Source organism: Kordiimonas sediminis, from assembly GCF_014656395.1.
In the GTDB taxonomy this organism is placed as follows: Bacteria; Pseudomonadota; Alphaproteobacteria; order Sphingomonadales; family Kordiimonadaceae; genus Kordiimonas_A; species Kordiimonas_A sediminis.
The window spans coordinates 847,976-869,070 of sequence record NZ_BNCI01000002.1; the positions used below are offsets into that span (position 1 = coordinate 847,976).

General features: G+C 46.6%; 16 protein-coding genes and 1 pseudogene. 4 read left to right on the forward strand and 13 right to left on the reverse strand.

Annotation, left to right across the window (positions count from 1 at the left end):
* Nucleotides 1-15: 15 nt before the first annotated feature.
* From IE181_RS11485 to IE181_RS11510, 6 genes are all read right to left on the reverse strand, one after another.
* Nucleotides 16-1,200: a thiolase family protein gene (locus IE181_RS11485; RefSeq protein WP_191253087.1), complete on the reverse strand. Its 1,185-nt coding sequence runs from the start codon at nt 1,198-1,200 to the stop codon at nt 16-18.
* A gap of 126 nt (nt 1,201-1,326) precedes the next feature.
* Nucleotides 1,327-2,238: a sterol desaturase family protein gene (locus IE181_RS11490; protein WP_191253089.1), complete on the reverse strand. Its 912-nt coding sequence runs from the start codon at nt 2,236-2,238 to the stop codon at nt 1,327-1,329.
* Nucleotides 2,228-2,623, reverse strand: coding sequence for a hypothetical protein (locus tag IE181_RS11495; protein WP_191253091.1), 396 nt, complete (start codon nt 2,621-2,623; stop codon nt 2,228-2,230). The genes IE181_RS11490 and IE181_RS11495 overlap by 11 nt, the downstream gene beginning before the upstream one ends.
* Before the next feature lie 118 nt (nt 2,624-2,741).
* On the reverse strand, nt 2,742-3,374 hold the full coding sequence (locus IE181_RS11500; RefSeq protein ID WP_191253093.1) for a DUF4389 domain-containing protein: 633 nt from the start codon (nt 3,372-3,374) through the stop codon (nt 2,742-2,744).
* A 126-nt stretch (nt 3,375-3,500) separates the two neighbouring features.
* A complete protein-coding gene (locus IE181_RS11505; protein WP_191253095.1) occupies nt 3,501-5,276 on the reverse strand; it encodes a putative bifunctional diguanylate cyclase/phosphodiesterase in 1,776 nt (591 codons plus the stop codon).
* 240 nt (nt 5,277-5,516) lie between these two features.
* Entirely contained in the window at nt 5,517-9,188 is a 3,672-nt protein-coding gene (locus tag IE181_RS11510) for a vitamin B12-dependent ribonucleotide reductase (RefSeq protein ID WP_191253096.1), read from the reverse strand.
* Between the two features lie 561 nt (nt 9,189-9,749).
* On the opposite strand from IE181_RS11510, the gene IE181_RS11515 reads away from it, so the two are divergent.
* From IE181_RS11515 to IE181_RS11525, 3 genes are all read left to right on the forward strand, one after another.
* The gene (locus IE181_RS11515; RefSeq protein ID WP_191253098.1) at nt 9,750-10,148 is read left to right on the forward strand and encodes an NADH:ubiquinone oxidoreductase subunit NDUFA12; all 399 of its coding nucleotides are present in this window, start codon (nt 9,750-9,752) and stop codon (nt 10,146-10,148) included.
* Nucleotides 10,149-10,210: 62 nt separating this feature from the next.
* Nucleotides 10,211-10,675: an outer membrane lipid asymmetry maintenance protein MlaD gene (gene mlaD / locus IE181_RS11520; RefSeq protein WP_191253100.1), complete on the forward strand. Its 465-nt coding sequence runs from the start codon at nt 10,211-10,213 to the stop codon at nt 10,673-10,675.
* On the forward strand, nt 10,641-11,132 hold the full coding sequence (locus IE181_RS11525; RefSeq protein ID WP_229819381.1) for a DUF2155 domain-containing protein: 492 nt from the start codon (nt 10,641-10,643) through the stop codon (nt 11,130-11,132). The genes mlaD and IE181_RS11525 overlap by 35 nt, the downstream gene beginning before the upstream one ends.
* Here IE181_RS11525 and aat read toward each other — a convergent pair.
* The 4 genes from aat to aroQ are packed head-to-tail and all read right to left on the reverse strand — an operon-like array spanning nt 11,081 to nt 14,110.
* Nucleotides 11,081-11,740 (reverse strand): leucyl/phenylalanyl-tRNA--protein transferase, encoded by a 660-nt coding sequence (aat, locus tag IE181_RS11530; RefSeq protein ID WP_191253102.1) that lies wholly within the window; start codon nt 11,738-11,740, stop codon nt 11,081-11,083. The two genes, IE181_RS11525 and aat, sit on opposite strands and share 52 nt — an antisense overlap.
* A gap of 33 nt (nt 11,741-11,773) precedes the next feature.
* Complete coding sequence (gene accC / locus IE181_RS11535) at nt 11,774-13,123, reverse strand: acetyl-CoA carboxylase biotin carboxylase subunit (RefSeq protein WP_191253104.1); 1,350 nt, start codon at nt 13,121-13,123, stop codon at nt 11,774-11,776.
* 8 nt (nt 13,124-13,131) lie between these two features.
* Nucleotides 13,132-13,614, reverse strand: coding sequence for an acetyl-CoA carboxylase biotin carboxyl carrier protein (accB, locus tag IE181_RS11540; protein ID WP_191253106.1), 483 nt, complete (start codon nt 13,612-13,614; stop codon nt 13,132-13,134).
* Between the two features lie 37 nt (nt 13,615-13,651).
* The gene (gene aroQ, locus IE181_RS11545; protein ID WP_191253108.1) at nt 13,652-14,110 is read right to left on the reverse strand and encodes a type II 3-dehydroquinate dehydratase; all 459 of its coding nucleotides are present in this window, start codon (nt 14,108-14,110) and stop codon (nt 13,652-13,654) included.
* A 135-nt stretch (nt 14,111-14,245) separates the two neighbouring features.
* Here aroQ and thiS point away from each other — a divergent pair.
* A pseudogene (thiS, locus tag IE181_RS11555) lies at nt 14,246-15,243 on the forward strand (sulfur carrier protein ThiS).
* On the opposite strand, the gene IE181_RS11560 reads toward thiS, so the two are convergent.
* The 3 genes from IE181_RS11560 to IE181_RS11570 all read right to left on the reverse strand — a co-directional run bounded on the left by IE181_RS11560 (nt 15,240) and on the right by IE181_RS11570 (nt 20,570).
* Nucleotides 15,240-15,998 (reverse strand): DsbA family protein, encoded by a 759-nt coding sequence (locus IE181_RS11560; protein WP_191253113.1) that lies wholly within the window; start codon nt 15,996-15,998, stop codon nt 15,240-15,242. The pseudogene thiS and the gene IE181_RS11560 overlap by 4 nt on opposite strands.
* A 17-nt stretch (nt 15,999-16,015) precedes the next feature.
* Nucleotides 16,016-17,419, reverse strand: coding sequence for a M48 family metalloprotease (locus tag IE181_RS11565; protein ID WP_308430911.1), 1,404 nt, complete (start codon nt 17,417-17,419; stop codon nt 16,016-16,018).
* A 130-nt stretch (nt 17,420-17,549) separates the two neighbouring features.
* Entirely contained in the window at nt 17,550-20,570 is a 3,021-nt protein-coding gene (locus IE181_RS11570; RefSeq protein WP_191253117.1) for a ribonuclease E/G, read from the reverse strand.
* Between the last annotated feature and the right edge of the window lie 525 nt (nt 20,571-21,095).

The window sequence follows — 21,095 nt, forward strand, 5'->3', positions numbered from 1 at the left end:
CGACAAGGTATCGTATTATTCTACGAGTTCAAGCGCTATTGCTGTTGCTTCACCACCACCAATACAAAGAGCAGCCAGACCTTTTTTCAGGCCGCGGGTCTTAAGTGCATTAATCAATGTTACACAAATGCGTGCACCAGAGGCACCGATAGGATGGCCAAGCGCACAAGCACCGCCGTTTACATTGACTTTATCCTCATCAAGGCCAAGTTCTTGAATTGCCGCCATAGCAACCACTGCGAACGCTTCGTTAACTTCGAACAGATCAACATCATCCTTTGACCAACCAGCCTTATCCAAGACCTTTTTGATAGCATCAACAGGAGCTGTCGTGAACCACTCCGGAGCCTGTGAGTGAGTTGCGTGGGAGACAATGCGTGCAAGCGGTTTTAAACCCTGCTTTTCGGCTTCTTCTTCCCGCATCATGACCACGGCTGCCGCACCGTCAGAGATTGAGCTGGCGTTTGCTGCAGTGATAGTACCATCTTTTTTAAATGCAGGACGCAGGGACGGTATTTTGTCCAGTCTTGCCTTGCCTGGCTGTTCATCTGTATCAACTACAGTCTCACCGCGGCGGGACGTAATAGTAACCGGGATGATTTCTGCTTTAAAGTCACCTTCAGCGATTGCACGCTGTGCACGTTCAGTGGAACGGATAGCATATGCATCCTGCGCTTCACGTGTGAATTGATAATGCTCTGCACACTTCTCCGCATATACACCCATTGGTTCGCCGCCATAAGCGTCAGTCAGGCCATCATTTGCCATATGATCAATTAATTGTGTATTGCCGTATTTGGTCCCGGTACGACCAGAAGGAAGTAGGTGCGGTGCAATAGACATACTTTCCATACCACCAGCAACAACAATAGAGTTTGTACCTGCTTTGATACTGTCATGTGCCTGCATCATTGCCTGCATACCGCTGCCGCACATTTTGTTGATTGTTACAGCGCCAGTTGCGTCAGGGAGGCCTGCAGAACGCATTGCCTGGCGCGCAGGAGCCTGACCCTGACCGGCAGGAAGGACGCAGCCCATGATAGTTTCATCAACATTATCGGCCGCTACCCCAGACTGCGCAATTGCTCCCTTGATAGCAGTTGCACCAAGTTCTGACGCCTTAACAGCGGACAAGTCACCGAGCAAGCCGCCCATAGGGGTGCGAGCCATACCAACAATAACGATGGAGTCTTTGGACATGAAATTTCTCCTGATACTAGACAATAATTATAATTTTTCGCAGTGCAGCATTTGCGCTAGATTTTCACTTCGCCCGCTATTTGGCAAGGAAAATTTTTGTGAATAATCTATGACTATACTGCGTGATCAGGATTTTGGAGTTTTTACGGGATTATATTTAAGATCACGAGCCTTGATCATATCGCTGGTCAATCTTGATCCATCAGGTGTCCAGCCGGGCGGAGCTAACAAGAACATCAGTTTATTTTTGATGCCTTTTGCATGCCACATATCTTTAAAAATACCTACCCATTCATGCGTGGCTACTTTTAAGGGATTATAGGTCCCCAAATCCTGAACCAATCCATATCTGCAGGGCAGGGATTTGTCTTCTGGTATGAACGTTCCAAACATCTTATCCCAAATAATAAAAATGCCCGCATAATTGGAATCAAGATATTTGGGATTTGTTGCATGATGCACTCGGTGATGGGACGGAGTGTTAAAGACAGCCTCAAACCAGCGAGGCATGCGGTCAATAGCCTCTGTATGAATCCAAAATTGGTATATTAAATTTAAACCGCTTACAAAAAACACAATCGCAGGTTCAAACCCGATTATATAGAGCGGAAAAGCAAGCAAGAATCCAGGCGTTAACGGGCTTGTCCAGGTTTGCCGTAAAGCTGTAGTCAGGTTATAGTGCTGACTGGAATGGTGGATGACGTGTGCCGCCCACATCCAGCGAATTCTATGCCCGAATCTGTGTATCCAGTAATATCGGAAGTCATCAAGCACCAATGCAGCAAGAAATACTGGAATAGTTGCTCCTAAATCAAACAAGCGGAAGTTTTCCCAGACCCAATAAGCTGTCACAATTGTAATACCAGCAAGTGACGCACTGACGATTGTGCTTCCAAGCCCCATCACCATTGACGTGAATGTATCTTTTTTCTCAAAAACGGCACGACCAGTTTTGTAGCCATACGCAATCTCGATAAGAATGCAAAGAATGAACAAAGGGATTGCCCACTCTGTTGGTTTGGGCAGATCAAGTGGCATACTGCCCCCCCTTATTATCGTGGCCGGCCCGCAGCATTTCTTCCAGTCTATCCGGTGCTATGTTGCCAATGGAAAAGCGTACATCTGGGACCACATAGTCATGCACTTTGATTATCAACGCTCCATCAGTAGGTGAGATATCAAACTGAACGGGAATTGTAAGCATTCTGCAAACAATTCTATCAGAGGGCTGAAGGACCAAGCCTACACTCTGTTCATTTTGCAATCGGAGGAGGGCTGTCCGACCTTCATCATCAATAAATATTTCAGCGATCTGTTGATCCGGATAACATCTGAGAAAATTACGACGAACACGTTCCTCTGTTAACTGAAGACGATTGGGGAACAACCATCCAGTCAGATACGCCAAAGCAATAATTGCCAACAGTGAAACAATTTCCAACATTCAGATAGTTGAATTTATATTTTATAGACCGTCAAGTCTAAATAATGATAGAGCGCAAAAAATAAGGGGCTTAAAGCCCCTCACTATGTCTTATTTGTTAGTCCTCATTAGGCAGTGATCCAAGCGGGAATGGCTGATCATCTGTTTTATAGCTGAGATAACTAAATATTTGTCGCAAGTAGGAGCCACAGGTGTTTATCCAGCTTGATAGTTCCTTATGTGGGCCATCCAGTAAGATCGCGACAATGAAGTGAACGAACACAAGTGTAAGGGCAACACCAATTGTTAGCCATGCAATGATACCGTAAAAAACCATCATCAAACCACGCTTGGCAATATAGGACCAATCACGATCCTGAAGATCATTCAGAAAGTCTGCATGACTGGACGAAGCGTCACTTTGTTCAGTTGAAGCTTTCTCATCCGTTTTCTTATCTGAAGACACAGTATCTTCGACGAGTTCAATTACCTCAACATCCTCAATTACAGGCTGATTTGCCTTCTCCGCAGATGCTTTCGTTGCCTTACTGGCAGTAGCAGCCTTGCTGGTGCTTGCTTTTTTTGCAGCCGGCTTTCTGGTAGCTGTCTTGCGGGTAGATGAAGTCTTAGCTGCAGATTTAGGCTTAGACGCCGCTGTCTTTGATGCAGCTTTTTTACGCGCAGGGGCTTTTTTAACTGTTTCTGAAGTTGCTTTATCTTCAGGTTGAGATGATTTGTTGTCCTCGCTCATTTTTGCCTCTTATTATCCTAAACAATTAGACATATGTTGATATCTAGAAGCCTTTATATAGAAAACTTCATATTTTGTATGTAGGAAAGAGTGCAGAAATATCAAGCTAGCGGACTAAATGTCCAATCAGGACTTTATCCAGGGTACATTCCCAGAGTGGAGATCACCGGCATCTTTAGCTGGCAACGGTTTGGAATAATAAAACCCTTGAACAAACTGGAAGTTCATATCCCGTAACATTCCCTGGTGTTCGATATCCTCAATCCCTTCGGCAACAACTTCATGGCCTAGTGAATTCGCTAGCTGGGAAATCATCGTCAAAATCTTGTATAATTCATTACCCTTGCGCAGCTGTGCAATGAAACTTCTGTCGATTTTAATTATGTCGATAGGGAACTGATGTAGATAGTTCAAGGAGGAATAACCGGTACCAAAGTCATCCAGTGCTACTTTAACGCCAAGCTTCCGGATCTCGGTCAACACTTCAGATATCCTGGTAGGGTTGGCCATGATGGCGCTTTCAGTCAGTTCAATCCTGATCATCTCGCCGCGGATACCAAACTCTTCAATCGTCTCCCGAATCATCGCGGCGACGTCATCTCGTGCAAACTGAATACCTGATACATTCACATTTACAGGAACAGCTTTTTCTTCACCGTAAGTGTCAATCCAGCTTCTGATTTGTGAGCAGGCAGTACGCATGGCCCACCTGCCTAAGTCAACAATCACCCCTGTTTCTTCTGCAAGGGGGATAAACTCTGCTGGAGAGACGAAGCCTTTATCTTTGTGAACCCACCGTGTTAAGGCTTCAAAACCTTTAAGCTTCATGGTTTTAAGATCAATAATTGGCTGATAATGAAGCTCTAGATCATCACGTTCTACCGCTCGTCTAAGCTCTGTTTCCAGGTGGAATTGTGACTGCGCACGTCTGTGAGTCTCTCGCTTATAAATCTCTGTCCGCGCTTTACCTGCTGTCTTGGCGCTATGCATTGCAAAATCAGCATCACGAATAAGGTCCTCTGGATGCATGGCGCTGGAAAGGGTCGTCGCAACACCAATAGACACCGATGTGAATACCTCATTCCCGTCCAGATCATACGGCATGCGCATCGCATCGTGAATACGCTCCCCAATCATGCACAGTTCTTCCAGGTCTCTGCATTTAGAAACAAGGACAGCAAATTCATCACCAGAAAGGCGAGCTAATGTATCAGAAGACCGAATGCAGCGGCGCAAGGTTGCTGCCATTGACACAAGAAAACGATCGCCGGCACTGTGGCCAAAGCTTTCATTAATCTGTTGAAACCGGTCAATATTGATAATCAGGACAGCACATCCGATGCCGTCGATTGCTTCTCCTGACTTAAATTCACTTACGGCTTCTTCCAGTTTTGATCTGAATAAAACACGATTAGGTAGGCCAGTGAGAGCATCATGAAAGGCATGATGCAACAAATTCTTTTCCGCCATTTTTTCGGCAGTCTGATCTTCGAGTGTACAGATTACCTGCGTAACCTGTCCTTCATGATCAGACAGGGGAATCAGCTGACTATTGATATGCCTTTCCATCCCGCCGGACAAAATTGACCATTCAAAATATGACGGCATGCTTGAAGAAAATGCCTCAAATACCTGATTTTTAAGGGCGACTGCATCATTAGCGCCCCAAATAGTCTCTATCTGGCACGGCACTTCAAATGTGGAAGGAATGGCGAAAATGTTACGGGCAAAACTATTGATGAAAATAGTCTCCACCAAACCAGTATCGGTTTTACCAATAACCATGACACCGATAGGCAGTTTATCAATTACGGCACTAGTATTTACAATACGTGCGGAAAAACCCTTGCCAGAAGCGTGATCTGAGATATGGGAGATTTTCTTTTCGCGCGAGTCCGTCAACACTCGGCCCCTTTTGACAAATTACCTGATAAAATTGACTGCTGTTTACACTGCAGTACAGCCACCTTGCGTCCACACTAGTAAAGATTTGGTAAAAAGAAAGACTAATTAACACTTATCAAACAAAATTTTTTGATTGCTATGTAAACAGTTAGAAAAAAGGGGAAGGCTAGCCTCCCCCTGAGGATATGCTATCTGCTGGGACGGGTTAGCAAATAGCACATTCATAATCTTTATTTACTAGCTGCACCCGCTGGTAGAACCGCAAGTATCACATTTCATACAGGTGCCATTTCTAACCAGCGTGAAATTACCGCAGTCGCCGCATGCGTCGCCTTCATAGCCCTTCATCCGAGCCTCAACGCGTGCATTTGCTGTTGCTTCTGTTGCGCCGTTCACCATAGCTGAACCTGTAGATATGGATACAGAATCTGTAGTGCCGGTTGCTACAGCAACAGTTTCAAGTTCACTGTCTTTGTCCCTGCTGGTCTGCTTAGACTTTAAAACAACCAGATTATTACCGCGGACATAGCCGGAAGAAGCAAACTTCTGTACGCGCTCCAGTGCTTCTGTGACGTCTTTATCCATTTCTGGCAAACCGTCCTGCTTGTCACCACGGCCCATACTATCATGCATTAGGTCCGCTGGCGTTGCATGCGCAAGATCCTCTCTGCCGAGGTAGGAGATGGCAAGTTCACGGAAGATATAATCAAGAAGAGATGTCGCCATCTTGATCGTGTCATTGCCTTCAACACGGCCAAATGGCTCGAAACGTGTGAATGTGAAGGCGTCGACAAACTCTTCAAGTGGCACACCATATTGAAGCCCAATGGAAATAGCGATGGCAAAGTTGTTCATCAAAGAACGGAATGCTGCACCTTCCTTGTGCATATCAATGAAGATTTCACCGACAGATCCATCATCATACTCACCGGTACGAAGATACACCTTATGACCACCCACGATGGCTTTTTGCGTGTATCCCTTACGGCGTTCAGGCAGGCGACGACGCTGTTTACTTGCCTCTCGTTCAACTTCGACAATACGCTCAACAATTCTCTCTGCTACAACTGTTGCTTTTTCAGTTGATGACTTTTCAGCAATTTCCTCTTCCAGGTCTTCATCCTCAAGGAGTGAACCATTCAGAGGCTGGCTGAGTTTGGAGCCATCCCGGTAAAGAGCGTTAGCTTTCAGGGCCAGTGACCATGAAAGTTCATATGCAGCGGTACAGTCATCAACATCTGCAGAATTCGGCATATTGATTGTCTTGGAAATTGCACCAGAAATAAACGGCTGTGCCGCAGCCATCATATGGATATGACTTTCCCATGACAGGTACCGCGTGCCGATTTTCCCGCAAACATTCGCACAATCAAAAACGGCATAGTGCACTTCTTTAAGATGCGGCGCCTGCTCAAGTGTCATCGCACCACAACAGAATAAATTGGCTTCTTCTATCTCGCTTTTTGAAAAGCCAATCGCAGCTAACAGGTCAAAATTATAATCATTAAGCTGATCATCATTCAGACCCAGCGTCTCTTTGCAGAAATCAGTACCGAGCGTCCACTGATTGAAGACAAATTTGATATCAAAGGCATTCTTTAGCTGGGCTTCTACCGCATCAATTTCTTTGTCGGTAAAGCCTTTCGCCTTTAGTTTGTCGTGATTAACCCCTGGTGCGTTTTTCAGTGTGCAATGCCCGACTGCATACTCTTCGATTTCCTTGATTTGCTCAGTAGTGTAGCCAAGCGTGGTCAATGCCTGAGGTACAATACGGTTGATGATCTTAAAGTAGCCGCCACCTGCGAGTTTTTTAAACTTCACCAAGGCAAAATCAGGCTCAATACCGGTTGTATCACAGTCCATGACCAGACCGATTGTGCCTGTTGGCGCAATCACTGAAACCTGAGCATTGCGGTAGCCGTGTTCTTCACCAAGTGTCAGTGCACGATCCCATGCTTCTGCCGCGGCAACTGCAATATGCGAATCTGTGCAATTCTCAATATCAAGAGGAACTGGGTTTATATGCAGCTTTTCATACCCACTGTCTTGTCCGTACGCTGCACGTCTGTGGTTGCGAATAACACGCAGCATGTGATCGGCATTTTTCTTGTACCCGGGGAAAGCGCCCAACTCACCTGCCATCTCAGCAGATGTAGCGTAGGATTCACCCGTCATCAGTGCTGTGATGGAACCGCACAGAGCACGCCCTTCGTCACTATCATACGACAGCCCCAGGCTCATTAGCAAACCACCAATATTGGCATAACCCAGACCAAGAGTACGGAACTCATAAGATAATTTTGCAATTTCTTTTGATGGAAACTGTGCCATCAGGACAGAAATTTCCAAAACCATTGTCCACAATCTGACTGCATGACGGAAGTCGTCGACTTTAAAGCCGCCATCATCGCCTCTAAATGTCATCAAATTCAGAGATGCCAGATTACAAGCTGTATCATCAAGAAACATATATTCGGAGCAGGGGTTAGAAGCCCGAATTTCACCACTTGCCGGACACGTATGCCAATCATTGATTGTTGTGTGGAACTGGATACCAGGGTCTGCACAGGCCCAGGCAGCGTGGCCCACGTCCTTCCAAAGATCCCTGGCGCTCATTTCACGGGCAACCGTACCGTCTTTTCTGTTGATTAGCTGCCAGTTATCATTCTTTGCCACAGCATTCATGAAGGCATCTGATACACGGATAGAGTTGTTTGAATTTTGACCTGATACAGTCAAATACGCATCCGAATCCCAGTCAGTATTATATGTCTTGAATTCAATCGATGCGTAGCCCTGTTTGGCAAACTGGATGACCCGCTGAATATAGTTTTCCGGGATCATCACTTTCCTTGCTGCAATGATCTCTTTTTTAAGCTCTTTGTTTACCTTGGGGCTATAGGTGTCTTCCCCAAGGTCTGAAGCATTCTGATGCACCGCCTTCATGATTCTATTCAAATGAATTTCATTCAATTTGGAACCAGAGACGAGGGCAGCAACCTTTTGTTCCTCGACGACCTTCCAGTTGATAAATTCCTCAACATCCGGGTGGTCAATATCAACGACAACCATCTTTGCAGCACGGCGTGTAGTACCGCCTGACTTGATTGCACCAGCAGCGCGGTCACCAATTTTCAAGAAGCTCATCAATCCAGAAGACTTGCCACCACCAGAAAGGCCCTCTCCGTCACCGCGAATATTAGAGAAGTTAGAGCCTGTACCAGAACCGTACTTAAACAAGCGGGCTTCTCGGGTCCAAAGATCCATAATGCCACCTTCGTTTACCAGATCATCTGATACGCTCTGGATAAAACATGCATGCGGCTGTGGGTGTTCATAGGAGCTTTTAGACTTAACAAGTTTGCCAGTTTCAAAATCAACATAGTGATGACCTTGCGCCGGACCATCAATACCGTATGCCCAGTGAAGGCCCGTATTGAACCACTGCGGGCTATTTGGCGCAGCCATCTGACACGCTAGCATATAGCGCATTTCATCAAAGAAGGTCCGAGCGTCACTTTCACTATCGAAATAGCCGCCTTTCCAACCCCAATAGGTCCAGGTGCCTGCCAAACGATCAAACACCTGCTTAGCGGATGTTTCTGATCCATATCGCTTGTCTTCCGGTAGGGACAGCAAAGCCTCTTCATCTGCCTCTTTGCGCCATAACCAGCTTGGCACAGTATTTTCTTCTACAACTTTTAATGCCTTCGGCACGCCAGCTTTTCGAAAATATTTTTGTGCAATAATATCCGTCGCCACCTGTGACCAACTTGTTGGCACTTCAACCTCACCCATATGGAAAACTACCGACCCATCAGGGTTTCGAATTTCGCTAACAGCGGTTCTCCATTCCATACCGGAATATGGGCAAGCATCAGTGTTGGTAAAACGACGATCAATACGCATAAGGCGCCCCCGAATAAGTAACGTGTGTCTATAAATTCATTTTTAAAGGAGATAAGGCACGTTAGATCAGACAATAAAGCGGCAGCCCCCGCCGTGATCAACCGAAGTTGACCATTTGCCCAGCACCCAAAACACCAATCCCCCGCCTAACAACACGCCCCCTTTAAGTTATACTATATCTTGTGGTGCGCCCATCAAGCGAACACAACTGTATGTGTGAGGGGCTGCATAGACAAGCCAAAAATGCGTTTGACAAATGGTGAACTGGCCAAGGTTAAGCCACGAATCGTTAGCCTTCAATGAGTCGACCGATGATTTTACATTAAAAAAAATTTACCAGAAAATGACTAGCAAAATCGCGCAATAAATCTGCATCGTTCACACTTAGTTTAAGGGATCAGAGGAACCCATTGTCATACAAAGAAATTCTGCGCTGCTTTCAACACAATCAGTATTCTGGACTGATAACGAGCAAAAAATGCCAAAGGGTTCTTTCCCCGACTCTTATAGTATGCTAAACGATCCGCTAATCGCTTAATCACAATCTGGAATGTAAAGATTATGGCTACTCTTTTAGATAAGATTTTTGGATCCCCAGTTTTCACATGGTGGAATTCTGCCACTTTTGGCACGCGCCTGTTTACCAGCCGCAAAGGTGTAAAAGTTGGCGAGGATAAAGAAGGTAATATCTATTATAAGGAAAAAAATGGTCCGCGCCGCTGGGTAATCTATAAGAACGGCCCTGTGGAGGCTTCCCGCGTACCAGCAGAGTGGCACGGATGGCTTCATTATACTGTGGACGTTCCACCATCTGAACAGCCGCCCGTCGTTAAAGACTGGGAGAAAGATCACCTGCCAAACCTGACAGGTACTATGGCCGCATATGCTCCGGCCGGCAGTAAGCGCATTCAGGGTGATCGCGCAGCAACAACATCAGACTATGAAGCTTGGAAGCCATAATTAGGGCGTATTCCGACTGTAGTTGATGACTACATATCTGATAAACAATGTAAGGGTGGTCTATGTCTGGCAATCTTGTTGAGTCAATAATTGGTGCTGTTGTTTTAGTAGTGGCAGGCTGGTTTTTGGTCTTTGCATATGAACGCACGGACATGGCAGCTGGCGGTGACGGTTACTCTCTTGTCGCCAAATTCGACCGTGTAGACGGCCTGAACATTGGTAGTGACGTTCGCCTTAGCGGCATTAAAGTCGGCACCGTTATTCGGCAGGAACTTGATCCTGCTACTTATCAGGCGGTGGTAACCTTTACCGTACAGGATAAAATCGGTCTTCCAGAAGATACTGCAGCGGCAATCACGTCTGAAGGACTGCTTGGCGGTGCATATCTTAGTCTAATACCAGGCGGGTACGACGAACTACTCGAAGACGGCGATGAAATCTCTGAAACTCAGGATGCTGTCGATCTGGTAGGGCTAATTGGTAAATTCATGTATGGCAGTAATGATGAAAAGCCATCATCCAATTAAAACTGACCTCAGGCATCAGATAACGGGCAAATCCGTTATCTCTGCGCTTTTTACCCCTTTGTTGTTCGCAGCATGCTTTACACTACCACTATATGCGCAACAAACGCAGGGTACTTCTCCGGGTGCTACTGCGATTGAAATTGAAAGCCCAACGATTGTCCTGCGTACGCTGGATAAAGTTACAGCTCGTATCAAAGAAATTGAGCTACGTATAGGCGAAGAGTATTCGCTGGGTTCTCTGACATTAACAGCCAGATATTGCAGAACAACACCGCCGATTGAACCACCTGAGACCTATGCGTACCTTGATATCTACGAGATACAACGCGACGGGTCTGCAAAAGATGTGTTTAGCGGTTGGATGCTTGCATCAAGTCCTGCACTAAATTCGTTTGAACACCCTGTCTATGATGTTTGGGTGCTCAACTGCAAGGCATCTTCACCAGACACAGAATAGCCTTTTTCAGGAAACTCTGCTTCCGCATTTTCAAGCGCTTCTGCCAACCGCCCCTTATAATCAGCACGCTCAACCTGCACAGCGCCAAACTGTTTTAAGTGATCCGTAACAAACTGTGTATCCAGTAAGGTAAAGTTTCCACGCCTCAACAGTGCGACCAAGTGCACAAGCGCAACTTTGCTTGCGTCCCTTTCAGTATGAAACATACTTTCCCCAAAGAAAGCCCCCATTAGCCTAACACCGTATAAGCCCCCTACAAGATTGCCGTCATTCCAACATTCAATACTATGCGCGAAACCGCAACGATGCAGATCAGTATAAAGGCTCTGAATGCGTTCACTGATCCAGGTAGAAGGACGGTCATCATAGGGCGCAGAACAAGCTTCCATAACTTTTGGAAACGCTTGATCTATTGTGACTGTGAATTTGTCTTTTCGAACGATCTTACGCATAGAACGGCTAACTGTGAATATATCCAGTGGTATAATGCCGCGTTCTTCAGGGTCTAGCCAAAACAGAGAAGGGTCCAGGCGGTCTTCCGCCATCGGAAAAATGCCAGAAGCATAGGCATTTAAAAGAATATCGGGGGTAATGACTTCATGTGGCATACCCCCGATTATATTTCATTTTTTTCCTTGTGGCTATCCTTCAGGATTATCAGCTAGGAATTTTTCCAACCAGTGAATATCGTAATCACCAGCCCTGAAATCCTCATTGTCAATCAGCGTCTGGTGAAGAGGTATCGTCGTTGTCACCCCTTCAATTACATATTCTTCAAGCGCACGGCGCAGACGCAGAATGCAGCCTTCTCGCGTATAGCCGGAAACGATAAGTTTACCGATCATGCTATCGTAATAAGGAGGGATATTATAGCCGGTGTACACCGCACTATCACAGCGAACATTCAAACCGCCAGGAACATGGCAATTTGTCACCTTGCCCGGATTTGGCGTGAAATTGAATGGATGTTCGGCATTTATCCGACATTCAATTGCGTGGCCTTTGAATTCTACCCATTCCTGTTTGTAAGCTAATGGGTTACCCGCGGCTACACTAATCTGCTCACGTACGAGATCGATACCAGTAATCATCTCTGTTACAGGGTGTTCAACCTGCAAACGTGTATTCATTTCAATGAAGTAAAATTCACCATTTTCATACAGGAACTCAATTGTACCAGCACCGACATATCCAAAGTCTGCCATTGCCTTTGCAACAATTCCGCCCATCCGTGCCCGTGTCTCAGCATCGATAACGGGTGAGGGCGCTTCCTCCAGAACTTTCTGGTGGCGTCTTTGCAAGGAACAGTCACGTTCACCTAAGTGGATGCAATTACCATGTCGGTCACCAATTATCTGAAATTCAATATGACGTGGTTTACCAAGAAACTTTTCAATATAAACTGCATCATCACCGAAAGCCGCCTTGGCTTCTGTACGGCATGAAGAAAGGGCAGATGAAAGTTCACTTTCAGACCTAACCACTTTCATGCCGCGACCACCACCACCGGCAGCCGCTTTAACAATCACAGGGTAGCCAATTTCCTTACATACCTTAAAAGCTTCATCATCTTCAGTAATGCCACCGTCAGAACCCGGGACAACTGGAATACCAAGCTTTTTAACTGTTTCTTTCGCCATGATCTTATCGCCCATCATGCGAATATGATCAGCGGAAGGACCGATGAAAGTTATACCATGGTCTTCGACTATATCAGCGAATTGTGCATTTTCGGACAGGAAACCGTAGCCAGGGTGAATAGCATCTGCACCAGTGATCTCTGCCGCAGCCAATATGGACGGAATATTGAGATAGCTATCTTTAGACGCAGGCGGTCCAATGCATACAGATTCATCAGCAAGACGAACATGCATTGCCTCACTATCAGCTGTTGAATGAACAGCTACAGTCTTGATGCCCATTTCATGACAAGCACGGTGAATACGCAGAGCAATTTCACCGCGATTAGCTATCAGGACTTTTTCGAACATGCTAATTCCTATTCAATAATGCAGAGAATTTCACCGTATTCGACGGGCTGAGCATCCGAGAAGAATATTTCTTTAACAGTACCGGATTTCGGTGCAGGAATTTGGTTCATCACTTTCATCGCTTCGATGATAAGAATGGTTTCACCTTCCTTGACCTGCTGACCAACCTTGATGAAAGGATCCGCGCCAGGCTGTGCCGCAGTGTATGCAGTTCCTACCATTGGGGCAGAAATTGCACCTGGATGATCTTCCGCCGCAGGGGCAGCCGCAGGAGCCGCAGCTGCAGGGGCAGCTACAGGAGCAGGAGCAGCCTGCATGACAGGTGCGGCCATATGGGCAGGCGGCAGCGAATACGCTACTGGTTCTGCACTCTCACGAGCAACACGGATGCGGAAATCATCTTCTTCAACCTCAATCTCAGAAAGTGTAGATTTGTCCAACAATTCCGCCAGTTCGCGGATTAGTTCTTTATATTCTTTAAGTTTTGACATTCAATGATCCTTATCGATTGATCAATATTGAGCTTGATTAAACGCTGCGCGGCAGCATAGACGTTACTGCCTGAAGTGCAAGCACATAACCATCAGCACCAAAACCACAAATAACACCTACGGCTACATCCGAGATGAAAGAGTGGTGACGGAATTCTTCACGGGCAAAGACATTGGACAGATGCACTTCAACCACGGGTATTTGAATGGCCGCAATTGCATCATGAATAGCAACCGATGTGTGTGTATAGGCCGCTGCATTCAGGATAATAGCATCTGCATTTTCACCGGCAGTCTGTATCCAGGAAACCAGTTCACCTTCGGAATTTGATTGACGCCAGTCAATAGAAGCATCAAGCGCATCTGCTTTTGCGCGCACAAGTGCTTCAATGTCTTGAAGAGTCATTGTTCCGTAGGTTTCAGGCTCACGTGTGCCTAACATATTTAAATTAGGACCATTCAGAACCAAAATGCGCTTTTGAGCAGCATCTGCCATATGTTTCCCCCTGTTCACCTTGCATTCCGTTTATATTTTTACAGTTAAGGTGACTAGATAACTTGATGCACCTTATATAATGCCATATTGAATACATGCAAGACAGCAATGAGACTGTCATCAGGTTATTTAGGGATGTCTTTTGTGATTACCATTACCGTCAATGGCGATGAAAAACGGATTTCTGAAGGTCAGACGATCGCAGACTATATTATTGGTCTGGGGTTTGACCCTACAAAGGTAGCAGTAGAGCGTAACCGCGAAATTGCACCTAAGTCGACATTCAATACACAGGTACTATCCGCAGGGGATACTCTCGAGATTGTTCATTTTATAGGCGGAGGAAACAACGCGTGACCGATACTACAGACACTTGGCAGGTAGGTGACAAGACTTATGGTTCCAGGCTGATCGTTGGAACAGGCAAGTATAAAGATTTCGAAGAAACTGCTGCTGCTGTTGAAGCGTCGGGCGCAGAAATTGTAACTGTGGCGGTTAGACGTGTCAATGTGATGGACCCAAACCAGCCTATGCTGGTCGACTATCTTGATCCGAAAAAAATAACCTATCTGCCGAATACCGCTGGTTGTTTCACGGCAGATGATGCTATCCGCACCCTTCGTCTGGCGCGCGAAGCAGGGGGCTGGGACCTGGTTAAACTTGAGGTTTTAGGCGACCAGAAAACATTATATCCCAACATGGTTGAAACACTGGAAGCTGCAGAAGTCCTTATCAAAGACGGCTTCAAGGTTATGGTTTACTGTTCTGACGACCCAATCATGGCCAAACGTTTGGAAGACCTTGGATGTGTCGCGATTATGCCTCTTGGTGCGCCGATCGGTTCCGGCCTTGGTATTCAAAACCCCGTGCAGCTTCGCCTGATCATTGAACAAACATCTGTGCCTGTTCTCATTGACGCCGGTGTCGGGACAGCATCAGACGCTGCAATTGCAATGGAGCTTGGGTGTGACGGCGTGTTGATGAACACCGCAATTTCAGAAGCAAAAAACCCGGTCCAAATGGCCCGGGCTATGAAGCTGGCGACAGAGGCGGGCAGGGCAGCATATCTTGCAGGCCGTATGCCTAAGAAAAAATACGCTGACCCAAGCTCACCGTTAGCTGGCTTGATTTAATTTTTCTTATTTTCTGCGCGGGCGCGGGCAACGGCCTCTTTCATGCGGTCAAAGCCTGCGGCCCCCAGAACAACATCATTCCCGATGATATAGCCTGGCGTTCCTTCAAAACCAATATCCCGCGCAATCGCCACACTGTTACCCACAGTTTTATCAATCAGTTTATCCGCCATGTCTTTTTTCAGACGCTCAACATCAATACCCTGATCTTCCGCGAGTGAATAGATCATGTCTTCTGTCAGGCTGGTCGGCGTTGACATCATGGCAAAGTGTAATTCACTGAACTTCCCTTGTTTATGGGCTGCAACTGCCGCACGTGCTGCAAGACGTGACACAGGCGTTTGGCCAGGACGGTCCAGAAGGGGTAATTGATGTGGTATCAAACGAATGTTGCCGTCTTCTTTGACCAACCGCATCAGTTCAGGAAAATGACGACGGCAATAGCCACAGCGGTAATCAAAAAACTCTACGATCGTAACATCGCCATTAGGGTTACCAAGCACGGGCAGGGAAGGATCGCTTTCCAGATACCCTCGGTACATATCAATTTTTGGCAGCATGGATGCGACCTGCGACCTCCGCTGAAATTCCTGAATTGCACGAATAACAATTTCAGGGTTTTCTTCAAAAATCTCTATCAATGCTGACCGTATCTTGGCCTTTTCTTGTGGTGTAACAGCTACATCTTCCTGCGCACTAAGAGGACTTAGGGCAATAAGGGAAGAAAACAGAACGCACGAAATACTTCTGAGCATACTTTTCCTATCTGATTTTAGTGAACTACTGCAGCACGGCGTTGACGGCGCTGCTGTTTTAATATTTTGGCTGCTGCCTCTTCGGATACGAATAAAATATCCTGTGCTCGCAACCATTTAGGAGTACCTTCTTTAAACTCTTGCATTGCTTTTCTTGCATGCCCCAATGCGAGATGCGCTGCACCCACCGAATAAAATCGTTCGGCTGTGGCTAGCGCGGCATCGCCGTCCTGTTCAAGCCAACTGTATGCACGTGCTAGATTGAACCACGCAAAACTGTTTGACCGGTCCAGCCTTACAGCGTCTTCCAGAATGGGGACAGCACGCGCCATCCAGTCAAGGTTTTCCTGGCTTACAAGTGCCTGACCGAGGGCAGTCATGATCAGCGGCTCTTGCGGGGCAGTCTGGACGGCTTTTTCAAGCACCGGAAGGGCTTCCTCAACTCTGCCATTTTCAAATAAGATCTGGCCTTTAATTTCATAAAAATAGGCGTTATCTGGCTCTAATGCGATCAAAGCGTCAGCTTCTGCCAATGCCAAGTCCCATTCCAGTGCCTTGTGATAGGCATAAACACGTGCATAACGGGCTGAAATTGACGTATCGGTCAGTGGATATTGTTTCAATGTCCTTGATGGAGGCTGTAGATAGCCGGCAAGCTTCGCTTTTAACCGCAAGAACTTTTCATTCAAGTCAGGCTCCACCGGTTTATCCCAATGTTCACTCTTCTCAAGAATGTCCCGTAAATTCATTATCCGCGTGCTGTTCAACGGGTGGGAGCGCATGTAGGGGTCTTGTCGTACCTGCGCTAAAATCTCTTGGGAACGCAACTTCTCAAAGAAAGAGATCATTCCTTTACCACTGACTCCGATGTCATCCAAATAGGATGCACCTGCTTGGTCAGTTGTGCTTTCCTGTGCACGGGAATACGCAAGAACCTGCCCCTGCGCCATACCCTGACCCGCCATGATAAGGCCCATACCGGCATCACCACCACCTGCGAGAACCGCAGCAGCACCAAGTACCATTGAAACAATACTGGTCATGCCCGCTGTTTGGTATGCATCTCTGGTTCGGGAATAGTGCCGTCCTGCGATGTGACCGGCTTCATGTGCCAATACACCACGCAGTTCACCAACATCATCCGCTGCCATCCAAAGCCCCGAATGAAGATATATTGAGGTTCCACCGGCAGCAAAAGCATTGATACTATTATCGTGAATCAATCCAAGTTGAATACTATTAGGCGCCATATTGGCTGCCCTGAATATGGGATTTGTCAATTCGCGCAAAAACGCTTCTGTTTCGGCATCTCGCAAAATGGATTGCGCTTGCACAGGAATAAACCCTGCAAGCAACAGAGATACTATACATAAAAAATGGCGAACACTAATCAACAACCATATTCTCCCAACATTTATCACACGCTATAACGCTGCTCATGAACGGTCAATGAACATCGGCCTAACTATGTTGTGATAACACGATTAATCGTCAAAAAAATGGCGAGGAGAAAATCCTCGCCATTATTATTATACTGTTTAATTTCCTTACCTATCCAAAGGTTCGGTTCCACCAGCCTTTTTTCTTAGGTGCGTCAGGTGCGTCATCTGTAGATTCTGCTGGCTTCTTAGTGCTCTCTACACTTGCGGAAGCAGGGACAGCGGTATTTTCCTCCGCCGCAACCTTCGATTTGGGTGCTTTCGGGCCAGCTTTTGCCTCAACAGTCTCCGCTTTAGCTTCCGCTGGCTTTGCCTTCTTTGCACGGGGCTTTCTGGCTGGCTTTGGCTTTTCTTCAGCAACTGCTTCCACTGCATCAGCTTTATCAACAGATGTTTCAGCAGCCTCAGCTGTTTTCTTTGGTGCCGCTTTCCTGCGAGTGCGCGGTTTCTTTTCTTCTGTTTTTTCCTCAGGTGAGGCATTTTCAGATGAAGCATCTACAGCATCAGCGTTTGCGGTTTCTGCTTCGTCCTTTTTAACACGACGTCTGCGACGTTTTGGCTTCTCAGCTGTTTCTTCGACAACGGCAGCTTCAGGCGCATCGCTGGACGTTTCAGCCACCACTTTCACTGCTGCAGTATCAGTATCTGATGCTTCAGGTTTTTTTGTTCTGCGACGACGCTTTGGCTTTTCTTCGTTCGCAGGTTCCGCTGTGTCATCGGCCGGAGCAGTCTCAGCTGCCTTTTCATCAGACGCTTTCTCCGCATCATCGGTGGATACAGCAGAATCTTCAGTCGGCTTACGGCGTACACGGCGACGACGCTTCGGTTTGTCGTCAACCGGGGCATCTACGTCTGTTTCCGCTCCAACTCCTTCAGCTACTTGCTTATCGCCTGTATCTTCTGGTGCTGGTGATGATTCAGTTTCTGCAGACTCTTCAGTTACAGTATCATCCTTGCGGCCACGACGACGGCCACCACGACGACCACGACGACGACGGGAACGTCCTTCTTTCTGCTCGCTGGTTTCATCCTGATCCTTGTCAGCCTCAGAATCAGAGACTTCAACATCAGTTTCGTCTGATGATGTTTCGGACGTCTCAGCCTGGTCTTGATTGTCGTCTCTATCGCGTCTGTTGCGGCGACGGCGACGGCGCTTGCGGCGCCCGCGCTCCTCCTGACTATTATTCTCAGAAGAATCAACTGTCTCTTCGACATCGTCTTCTTCAACATCATCAGACACATCAATTATCGTATCAGGCGTTACAACAATATCTGACGCAGCATCATTAGTTACCTGTCCATTTGGTGCCGCTTCACGGGTAATCTCAACACCAGAAAGAGGCACATCCCTGCTTGCCAGTATTTCAATTCTGTAATTGTATGTCTCCTCCAGGCGCACAAGGTCATTACGCTTCTGGTTCAACAAGTAAATGGCAATATCAGGATGTGCACCTACGCGAACGACAGCACTGCGGGCACGGATACCTTCTTCTTCCAGCTGACGGAGCGCCAATAGTGCTACTGATTCAAGTGACCGGACAATGCCAGCACCTTCACATGTTGGACACGTGACAGTACTTGCTTCCAGTAGATTAGGACGCAGCCGCTGACGTGACATTTCCATCAACCCAAAGCTGGAAATTCTACCAACCTGTATCCGAGCACGATCGTTTTTAAGGACTTCTTTCATACGACGCTCGACCGCACGGTTATTTGCACGCTCTTCCATGTCGATAAAGTCAATAACGATCAGGCCAGCCAAATCCCTAAGGCGGAGTTGACGCGCAATTTCCTCAGCAGCCTCAAGGTTAGTGCGAAGGGCCGTTTCTTCAATGCTGTGCTCTTTTGTCGACCTGCCAGAGTTCACATCAATTGAAATCAATGCTTCTGTCGGGTTCATCACAATATAGCCACCAGACTTTAGATGAACTTCTGGTGAATACATATTCTCCAGCTGCGTCTCCACCTGATATCTATGGAACAAAGGAATTCTGCTTTTGTAATGCTGAACTTTCTTTGAATGACTAGGCATCAACAATTTCATAAAGTCTTTGGCAGAACGGTATCCGTTTTCACCCTCGACGAGGATTTCATCAATATCGCGCGTGTACAGGTCACGAATAGTCCGCTTGATCAAATCACCTTCTTCATAAATCAGGGCAGGGGCAATGGACTTTAAAGTCAGTTCACGAATGCCATTCCACAATCGGACCAGGTAATCATAGTCGCGTTTGATCTCGACCTTTGTACGTTGCAAGCCAGCTGTACGAACGATCAATCCCATCTCTGATGGAACATCAAGCGATGAAATAATATTCTTAAGACGTTTACGATCAGAACCGTTGGAAATTTTACGACTAATGCCACCAGCATGTGTAGAGTTCGCCATTAACACACAGTAACGACCCGCAAGCGAAAGATAGGTTGTCAGCGCTGCACCTTTGTTGCCGCGCTCTTCTTTCACGACCTGAATAAGCAGGACCTGACGCTTTTTGATGACTTCCTGAATATTATAGCGGCGTTTCAAAGCACGAAGCGATTGACGACGCAGTGAAGCGTCTTCAAGTTCCTGATCTTTCTCTTCTTCTTCGCTTTCTTTTATCGCAGGCTCATCTGTTCCAGCGTCTTCTGCAATAGATGTGCTGATTTCATCATCAGAAGATGCAGCCTCTGAATCAGTGACATTGTCAGTTTCATCATCAGGAATAAGATCAGATACATCCGTATCTTCTGAATCAGTATCACCAGAAACCTCATCAGGCTCTACTGCTTTGGAACGGCGACGACGGCGATTACGCTGTTTATGATCATCTTCTTCTTCCTCACGTTTCGCACGAGCTTTCGCAGCAGCCATTTCTTCTGCAACAATTGCATCACGGTCCTGTGTAGGAATTTGATAATAGTCAGGATGGATTTCACTAAAAGCCAAAAAGCCGTGGCGATTACCACCGTACTCCACAAACGCGGCCTGTAACGAAGGCTCCACACGTGTGACACGTGCAAGATATATATTACCTTTTAATTGACGGCGTGTGGATGATTCATAGTCAAAGTCCTCAACTCGGCTTCCTTTGACAATCGTAACCCGCGTCTCTTCGTCGTGACGCGCGTCTATTAGCATTCTTGTAGACATACAATTCGTCTCCATTCAGGGAGCCGCGCTTCCTTGCCTCAAATATTTGGCGGGCGCTGGCAAACCTGTGGTTGGGTTTTAAAACAGTGTAATAATAAGGATGGGCGATAGCCGTATGCGCGGGCGTGTGGGACATGGTTATGTCCTGCAGTTCTGTGCCGATTGGCAGAGTGGCTTGATGCCTGTATGCGCGCCAGGTTTGCATTCCGGGTTCTAGTCCATTGGGGACAGTCAAATGATTGTCTCCAATATCTGGCTCCTGATCACTTGGCTGTCAATTGACCGGTCAGAAACCTCCGCACGGTCAAAATTCTTTTCTTACATTATGTGCCGAAGTATTTTAAAATCTACTGCGGTACATTCGACCAATAAATAAAAGTTTTCGTTCCTGCAAGAGAATTTAACTTTCTTTCCTTTATTTCATTCAGGTGATATTAAGTATTTGAAGGGTAAACGGTCCTAACAGTCATGAATAAATAAGTGCTTGGGTTGGGTATACACATGATCAGACGACTCTATCTTGTA

Coding starts and splice junctions, on each gene's coding strand:
- IE181_RS11485 (WP_191253087.1), bottom strand. CDS start 1,200: ATGTCCAAAGACTCCATCGTTATTGTTGGTATGGCTCGCACCCCTATG.
- IE181_RS11490 (WP_191253089.1), bottom strand. CDS start 2,238: ATGCCACTTGATCTGCCCAAACCAACAGAGTGGGCAATCCCTTTGTTC.
- IE181_RS11500 (WP_191253093.1), bottom strand. CDS start 3,374: ATGAGCGAGGACAACAAATCATCTCAACCTGAAGATAAAGCAACTTCA.
- IE181_RS11510 (WP_191253096.1), bottom strand. CDS start 9,188: ATGCGTATTGATCGTCGTTTTACCAACACTGATGCTTGCCCATATTCC.
- IE181_RS11515 (WP_191253098.1), top strand. CDS start 9,750: ATGGCTACTCTTTTAGATAAGATTTTTGGATCCCCAGTTTTCACATGG.
- mlaD (WP_191253100.1), top strand. CDS start 10,211: ATGTCTGGCAATCTTGTTGAGTCAATAATTGGTGCTGTTGTTTTAGTA.
- IE181_RS11525 (WP_229819381.1), top strand. CDS start 10,641: ATGGCAGTAATGATGAAAAGCCATCATCCAATTAAAACTGACCTCAGG.
- aat (WP_191253102.1), bottom strand. CDS start 11,740: ATGCCACATGAAGTCATTACCCCCGATATTCTTTTAAATGCCTATGCT.
- accC (WP_191253104.1), bottom strand. CDS start 13,123: ATGTTCGAAAAAGTCCTGATAGCTAATCGCGGTGAAATTGCTCTGCGT.
- accB (WP_191253106.1), bottom strand. CDS start 13,614: ATGTCAAAACTTAAAGAATATAAAGAACTAATCCGCGAACTGGCGGAA.
- aroQ (WP_191253108.1), bottom strand. CDS start 14,110: ATGGCAGATGCTGCTCAAAAGCGCATTTTGGTTCTGAATGGTCCTAAT.
- IE181_RS11560 (WP_191253113.1), bottom strand. CDS start 15,998: ATGCTCAGAAGTATTTCGTGCGTTCTGTTTTCTTCCCTTATTGCCCTA.
- IE181_RS11570 (WP_191253117.1), bottom strand. CDS start 20,570: ATGTCTACAAGAATGCTAATAGACGCGCGTCACGACGAAGAGACGCGG.